This is a genomic window from Streptomyces sp. NPDC051322, from assembly GCF_040689485.1.
In the GTDB taxonomy this organism is placed as follows: Bacteria; Actinomycetota; Actinomycetes; order Streptomycetales; family Streptomycetaceae; genus Streptomyces.
This window is the reverse complement of sequence record NZ_JBFBAK010000019.1, coordinates 39,044-46,202: the sequence shown is the minus strand read 5'-3', so window position 1 is coordinate 46,202 and position 7,159 is coordinate 39,044. Positions and strand designations below refer to the sequence as shown.

5 protein-coding genes and 3 pseudogenes are annotated in these 7,159 nt (G+C 67.5%); 5 read left to right on the top strand and 3 right to left on the bottom strand.

Annotation, left to right across the window (positions count from 1 at the left end; all coding sequences use genetic code 11):
- From AB0436_RS29685 to AB0436_RS29675, 3 genes and pseudogenes are all read right to left on the bottom strand, one after another.
- Positions 1-139: pseudogene (locus tag AB0436_RS29685) on the bottom strand (IS630 family transposase); the annotation flags it as partial.
- A pseudogene (locus AB0436_RS29680) lies at positions 136-422 on the bottom strand (ATP-binding protein); the annotation flags it as partial. The pseudogenes AB0436_RS29680 and AB0436_RS29685, both read right to left, overlap by 4 nt.
- 7 nt (positions 423-429) lie before the next feature.
- Positions 430-1,629 carry an FAD-dependent monooxygenase gene (locus AB0436_RS29675; RefSeq protein WP_366471026.1) on the bottom strand — a complete coding sequence of 400 codons (1,200 nt, stop codon included), beginning with the start codon at positions 1,627-1,629 and terminating at the stop codon, positions 430-432.
- 588 nt (positions 1,630-2,217) lie between these two features.
- On the opposite strand from AB0436_RS29675, the gene AB0436_RS29670 reads away from it, so the two are divergent.
- The 5 genes and pseudogenes from AB0436_RS29670 to AB0436_RS29650 all read left to right on the top strand — a co-directional run bounded on the left by AB0436_RS29670 (position 2,218) and on the right by AB0436_RS29650 (position 7,111).
- Positions 2,218-2,754, top strand: a complete 537-nt coding sequence (locus tag AB0436_RS29670) for a GNAT family N-acetyltransferase (RefSeq protein ID WP_366471025.1) — start codon at positions 2,218-2,220, stop codon at positions 2,752-2,754.
- Positions 2,755-3,438: 684 nt separating this feature from the next.
- On the top strand, positions 3,439-4,344 hold the full coding sequence (locus AB0436_RS29665; protein ID WP_366471031.1) for an alpha/beta hydrolase: 906 nt from the start codon (positions 3,439-3,441) through the stop codon (positions 4,342-4,344).
- Between the two features lie 614 nt (positions 4,345-4,958).
- Positions 4,959-5,087 carry an LPFR motif small protein gene (locus AB0436_RS29660; protein ID WP_366471024.1) on the top strand — a complete coding sequence of 43 codons (129 nt, stop codon included), beginning with the start codon at positions 4,959-4,961 and terminating at the stop codon, positions 5,085-5,087.
- Between the two features lie 586 nt (positions 5,088-5,673).
- On the top strand, positions 5,674-6,237 hold the full coding sequence (locus AB0436_RS29655) for a dihydrofolate reductase family protein (RefSeq protein WP_366471023.1): 564 nt from the start codon (positions 5,674-5,676) through the stop codon (positions 6,235-6,237).
- Between the two features lie 44 nt (positions 6,238-6,281).
- Positions 6,282-7,111: pseudogene (locus tag AB0436_RS29650) on the top strand (IS5 family transposase).
- Positions 7,112-7,159 lie beyond the last annotated feature (48 nt).

The following is a 7,159-nucleotide window of genomic DNA, read 5'->3' as shown; positions in this document are numbered from 1 at the left end:
CCTCGGCGCACTCCAGCACGATCCGCGACCGCTGGGCCAGAGCCTGAGCCGTCGTCCGGCGACGCACCCAACCCTCCAGCACCCCCCGCTGAGCACCAGTGACCGACAACGGCGGAATCTTCGGACCCGGACGACTCATGCCCAACCAACGACGAATCTTCGACTCAGGTCACTAGCTGGCCTCGGCCTCGGCTCGGCTCGGGTGCTGGCGAGTCGGTAGGAGACGGTGCCGGTCTCGATGATGGTGCCGTTGAATGTGAGGCGGTCGACGATGGCGCGCAGAGGCGGGGGTCGGTGAAAGTCTTGGTCCAGCCGTCGAGGGACTCGTTGGAGGAGATGGCGACGCTGTTCTTCTCCTCGCGTTCGGTCAGGACCTGGAAGAGGAGTTCTTCTTCGTAGCGGTCGGCTTCCATGTAGCCGAGTCGCGGGTCACAGGCCCGGCGGGAGTTCGGGCCCCATGTAGCGTTCCAGGAAGGCGCGCGCGTAGGCCGGGTCGTCGCGCAGCCGGAACAGCCGGGCCCGCCGCAGCTTTTCGAGGTACCCCGCGTCCGGGGTACCGGGAAGCGGGCCATGCTGGAGGTGGAGCATGAAGTGGCTGAACTCCTGCACCTGCCACACGTCGGTGAGGCGCCGCCGTGAGTAGGCCGCCAGCACCTCACCGACATCCCCCGCGGAGTCTTCGCGGAAGTACCGGCCCAGGGCGGCCGCGAGATCGGCCGCGTCGGCCATGGCGAGGTTCATCCCCTTGCCACCGGAGGGCGGCACGATGTGCGCCGCGTCACCCACCAGCGCCACCCGCCCCAGGCGCATGGGTTCCACCACCCAGGTACGCATCTCCACGAGAGACCTCTCGAGCACCGGCCCCCGCCGCAGCGCCCCCGGCGGTAGCGCCAACCGGGCATCCAGCTCACGCCAGATGCGTTCTTCGGGCCAGTCCTCCAGGCTCTCACCCGGGGACACCTCCAGGTACAGGCGCGTCACGTCCGCGGACCGCAGCATCTGCCCCGCGAACCCCTCACGGTGCTGACCGTAGACGGTATGGGGAGCGAAGGGCGGAGTCCGCGCCAGGACGCCGAGGAGCCGCACACCGTGCCGGATGTCGTACTGGGTGAAGGCGTCAGCGGGCAGGTCGGCGCGCACGGGACCGTACTGGCCGGCTGCATCCACCACCACATCGGCCGGTACCACCGTGCCGTCCGCGCACCGCGCCACCGGCCGCGCCCGCTCGGTGCCGAGGCCGACGACGGGGTGCCCCAGCAGTACCGCTCCGCCGTCCCGGACGTACCCGTCCAGCAGATCGGCCACCAGCTGGTGCTGCGGGTAGACGAAGCTCGGGGTGTCTCCGCACAGGTCCGCGTAGTCCAGCCGCACGACCTCGCCGTCACACCGGAACTCGCACGCCGTATGGGGCAGGCCCTCAGCGTGTAGCCGCTTCGAACGGCCGAGGTGGTCCAGCAGCCGCACGGTGCGGCGTTCCAGAAAACCGGCACGGGACCTGGCCACCAGCTGGTCGCGCCGGAACTTGTCGATCACCACGCAGGCGACGCCCCGCTGGTGCAGCAGCGTTGCCAGTGTCAGGCCGGCGGGCCCGGCCCCGACGACAGCCACCTGAGTTTCGATAGGTCCCACCACAGTGCTCCTTCGTCCGTGCTGGGCGAAAGGATAGTGAGCCGCCGCTGCACCGCCGACGGTGGAGTGGGGGAAGACGGGGCGTGGAACAGCTGCCGCACACCGTGCCTGGCGTCGTAGCGGGCCGTTGCGCGTCCGGCTGGGGCCGCGGGACAGTGGCGTCGTTGACGCGGTCGATGGCGACGTTGTCCGCGATGCGGCGGGGTGAGGTCTCGCCGCGTGTCGGGCGTGCGCTGAGGATCGCGGCCGGGCCGGCGGCAGGATAGCGAGCGCGGCGGACGCGGCGACGCCGACGGACACAAGGGGATGGGCCGAGGGGTCACCGGCGGATCCCTTACGTGAAGCGCCGTGCCGCCGGAGCCGCCGCCGGCCGTGACGGCGGCCCAGACGGAACGAGCCGGTCGGCCGCCGCAGAAGGTGGGCCGGCGTACGGGTCAACGTGTCCCCCGCGTACAGCCGTACGTGCACGTCCAAGACGACACTCAAAGATTGATCTCGGTTGTCCCGCATATCGAGCGTCCATGATCACCACGAACGGAGCGCACCCCGTGGCCCGACAGCTCGTTCACCCGTGACATGGTTGCTGCCATGACAGTTGGCGCGTCTCCAGCCAGTGAGGTTGTACTCGAGACGAGTCGGCTGCTGCTCAGACCTTGGCGGGTAGCCGAGGCTGTCGTCCAGCGTGAGCTGTGGACCGAACGTGACCCACGAGTGCCGCCGCACCGCCGAATCGACCGGGACGGACACCCCACGGTCGCGGAGCTCGAGGATTCGATCCGTACCAACCAGCCGTGGTCGATCGGGTTGCTCGCGGTCGAGCGGAAGGCCTCTCATGACGTCATCGGCTACTGCGGGCTGGTCGACAGCGGCCGAGGATCGGTAAGGGAACCGGAACTGGCCTTCGAGCTGCTGCGCCGGGTTTGGCGTCAGGGATACGCGACTGAGGCCTCGTTGGCGGTTCTGGCCTGGGCGAGATCGTCTGGGTACGAACGTCTGTGGGCCACGGTCTGGGACTGGAACACCGCTTCTCGCCGTGTGCTGGCCAAGGTCGGGTTCACCGAGACCGAGCGGAAGGAAGTGGACGCGGTGCACGGGACTACCCTGTTCACCACGAGACGGCTCTGACCGACCCGATGTTTGGCCTTGCGGACGGCTCCGTCCACTGCTGTCAGGCGCCAAGTGTCCCCACTCCGTCGGCAGAAGCGGATGCGGCGCACGCTCGATCCCAGGCCGTTGGGAACGGAACATCACGGTGGCCGCCGGGCCGTTCTTATGGGTCTCGCTGAGTCCGGTGGTCGATCGCGGTCGGTTGAAGCATCGGACCTGCCTCCGCTCGCCTCATCGTCGATCCGCACGACGCTGCGCGTTCAGCCGTACTTGGGTGTGCACGTTGACACGCACGCCGACAAGTAGCGGCCACCGCGGCGGCGGCCATGGTTCTACGCATGCGAACGCATTGGCATGAAGCCGTCAGCATTGACGAGCGTGAGCACGAGGCGAGTCTTCCCGACCGACGCGCCAACGTCGGCCTACTCGATGACCATCACAGGATCATTCGGGAAGCTACTCCCTTCGTGACGCGATGCCGAAATGAAGAGGACCTTCTGTCCGCGATCACGGGAGTTCCACGCCTTCAGACCAAGCGGAACGGCTGCATTGGAAGGTGGTGTTGGGTCTACCCCTGTGGTGGTGCTGGACCGCTGGCGGGCCGAGTGGGCCTCTCATAGCGTCGTGCTCATGATGAATGCGACGAACGAAGAACGATCAGGTGCCACCCGGCGGACGGCATTGCGTGGGCTGGGACTCGCGGTGGGGGGCGTGGCATTGGCCACCGGGCTGGGAAGCTCGCCGGCCGCAGCGGACCCGCGTCGCGGGCTCACCACCTACGTGCTGGTGCACGGTACCCACAGCGCCGGCGCGTTCTGGATGCCGATCGCGCGTGAGCTGACGCTGCGCGGTCACCGCGTCGTCATGGTGGACCAGCCGCGGCACGGCGCGGAGGCTTTCGTGCCGGAGTCGTATCAGCGGCAGGACCTCAAAGCGATGGCGGCCGAGCTCTCCCCGCTGAAGGGCCTCGGGCTGGAGGACTATGAGGCGCGCGTCACGGGCATCGTGCGGCGGGCGGCAGGCAACGGCCCGGTGGTGCTGGTCGGGCACAGCCTGGGTGGCGTATCGGTCAGCCGTGTCGGCGATGCCGTCCCGCATCTGCTGCACCACATTTGCTACATGGCGGCCTTCTGTCCCAGCCGTGTCCTGCCCACAGCGGACGCCTGCACGGCGGCACCCGAGAACGCGAACGCCGTCAGCCCGGTCGAGCTGACGGTGGGTGACCCGGACCGGCTCGGTGTCCTACGACTGAACTTCCGGACAGGTGACAGCCGTGAGCTGGCCCTCCTCAAGGAGATGATCTGCGCGGACTACCCCGACGCCGAATTCCGCCGGATACTGGCCGGCCTGCAGACCGACGAGCCCGTCACCGCTTATGCGGGCCGAGCGGTCGGCCGGGCCGGTAGCTGGGGACGCATTCCCCGCACCTACCTGCGTTTCGGCAGGGACCGGACGATCGCCACCGCACTCCAGGACAGAATGATCGCGGAAGCCGACGCGTTCACGCCCGGCAACAGCTTCCGCGTGCACGACTTTCCCGGGGCGTCACACATCGGCCCTCTGGACCCCACCCCGATCGCAGAAATCCTGGACACGCTCGCAGGGTAGGGGGACAGGGCGCTCGAAGAAGAGCACGGGTGGATCGAATTACAGCCCCGAGCCCTCACCGTCACCAGGGCGGGTCGACGCATCCTGGAAGAGACGTTCCAAGTCGACCTCGAAGACAGCCCGGCCGCATAGGGCTCAGCGACACCAGCATTCAATGCCTGCCCTACCCGAACATGTGAACGACGTCGGGAGTCGCCGACATTCGGCGTCGAGATTTCACCAGGCTTCTACTTCTTCGCGGTGATAGCCGTCCTCGGCTTCCTGGCGCCCACGGGGGCCTATCCCGCGGTCGCCAGCGCACCGGTGATCGTCAGGCCGGCGATCGAGCCGATCCGGCCGATGCCCGAGGCGGAACCGAGGGCGATGCCACAGGTTTCGCCCGGGTAGTAGTTCGTCACGTAGGCATGAAGGCGCCCGCCGCACCGACCGCGGCCACGATAAGGCCGGCCCATCCCGCTGTCACTTCTGCGCTCACCAGTTGATCCTGCCGTTTGGGGCACTCGATCTGGCCGTGGATCGCTCAGTTTTTTCCTGGACCGGACGGGTACGGGCTTATTGAACAGCCGCATCGCGGCGCCTCCGGCTCCGCGATGCTATCGAATGGAGGACATCAGATGCTGAAGGCAATCGCGGACGTATTTCGTGCTGTTGGCGGTGCCGTCGCCACCGTCGCCACCCTGCCATTCCGCGCTGTCGCACGGCTCTTCGGCGGAGCCTCCGACACCGCCCACGGCCACCACTGAAACAACACTGCCTCCAGCCCGCCCCGGTCGGCTCATCGAGCCGGCCGGGGCTTCGTTCGGTCGGCAGACCCCACCCGGGGCGCCCGCCGGCCAGCGGCGCCCGCGCCGCCTCCGCAGGCCAGCAGGATCGGACAGCCAGCCTTCCGCGAGATCCAACGCCTGATCGGCTGGCACTGATGGGCAGCCCCACCATGGGATCCCCGGGTTCTCGGGTCTGCCCCGCACCAGCCGATGACGGCTTCGCTGGAATCGGGCCTCGGCGGATCCTGACCCAGGCGCGGGTGTTTGTTCCGCCGTCCTCCTGCAGGCTTGCCACAGACCCCACTCGTCCTGTGACACGTGGCAGGTGCGCAGGAGAACGGCCGTGAAATGAAGTTTCGGGAGAACAACCAAAACGTATAAGTAGACGTTCCCGGGCTTTCCTCGGATGTGAGAGACCCACCTTTCAGTATCTTTTTGAAAGATCGCCGCCCTTCGTGATGATTCTCGCGGAGCGGGGAGACCCTCGGGGGATCTCGCGAGCCTAGGTGAGCCCTGCGGTGTCCGGCGGCCGTACTGTCGAACCCGGTAGCGAGGAGGACTTCTGATGCGCAGCGTGACGTATTCGATGGGCGTCTCACTTGACGGGTACATCGTCGGGCCGGACGGTGACTTCAACTGGACGGAGCCCGACGACGAGGTCTTCCGTTTCGTCACCGACGAGATCCGAGGGGTCGGCGTCCACCTGTTGGGACGACGGCTGTACGAGACGATGCTGTACTGGGAGACCGCCGACCAGAACCCCTTGCTCGACGACTCAATGCTCGAGTGGGCCGCGATCTGGAAGCCGCTCCCCAAGGTGGTGTTCTCCACCACGCTGTCGGCGGTGCAGGGAAATACCCGCCTGGCTTCCGGCAGCCTGGCGGAGGAGATCGAGCGATTGCGAGCCGCGCCGGAAGAGGGCGACATCGCGGTCGGCGGCGCGAGTCTCGCCGCCGAGGCGGCCGCGTCGGGTCTGATCGACGAGTACCGGGCCAGGGTCTACCCGGTGCTGATTGGTGGTGGCGTCCCCTTCTTTCCCCGGCACGAGCGCCGGGTGGATCTCGAACTCGTCGAGACCCGCACCTTCAGCTCCGGAGTCGTCTACGCCCGCTACTGCGTGGTGCGCTAGGCCGTGTCTTCAAAAGATCTTGAGTAGTGGATCATGGCCGGGTGATGCGTCGCCATGAACTGTCGGATTGCGAGTGGGAGTTCGTCCGGTCGCTGCTGCCTGTCTCGTCACGAGGCAGGAGGCGGACGGACGACCGCACCGTGCTCAACGGCATCGTGTGGAAGTTCCGTACCGGAACGGCCTGGCGTGATGTGCCCGACCGATACGGCCCGTGGGCCACACTCCACACCCGTTTCCGTCGGTGGGCTCTGGACGGCACATTCGAACGGATGCTCCAGGCCGCCCAAGCGCGAGCGGACGCGGTCGGCGATATCGACTGGCTGGTGTCGGTCGACTCCACCGTGGTCCGCGCCCACCAGCATGCCGCCGGGGCGCGAAAAGGGGGCGCCGCGGCCCCGGACTCGGACGGTCCCGTGGCGGCCTGACCAGCAAAATTCACCTGGCCTGCGATGCCTGGGGTCGCCCGCTGGCCTTCACCATCACCGGCGGGAACACAAACGACTGCACCCAGTTCACCGCCGTGATGGAGGCGATACGGGTGCCACGAACCGGTCCGGGCCGGCCCCGAGTGCGACCCGATCACGTCCTGGGCGACAAGGGCTACAGCTCGAAGGCGATCCGGTCCTGACTCCGCGGGCACGGCATCGGCCACACCATCCCCGAACGAGCCGATCAGATCGCCAACCGCCTACGACGTGGCAGCCGAGGCGGCCGCCCACCGACCTTCAACAAACAGCTCTACAAAAACCGCAACGTCGTCGAACGCTGCTTCAACCGCCTGAAGCAATGGCGCGGAATCGCCACCCGCTACGACAAGACCGCCGAGTCCTACCAAGCAGCCGTCACCCTCGCATCACTCCTGATGTGGGCGTGACATTTGAAGACAACTCCTAGGGGTCTGAACTGCGCAAACACGCTCGCC

Excerpts from the sequence above, each read along its gene's own strand:
- AB0436_RS29670 (WP_366471025.1), top strand. The coding sequence starts at position 2,218 with ATGACAGTTGGCGCGTCTCCAGCCAGTGAGGTTGTACTCGAGACGAGT.
- AB0436_RS29660 (WP_366471024.1), top strand. The coding sequence starts at position 4,959 with ATGCTGAAGGCAATCGCGGACGTATTTCGTGCTGTTGGCGGTGCCGTC.
- AB0436_RS29655 (WP_366471023.1), top strand. The coding sequence starts at position 5,674 with ATGCGCAGCGTGACGTATTCGATGGGCGTCTCACTTGACGGGTACATC.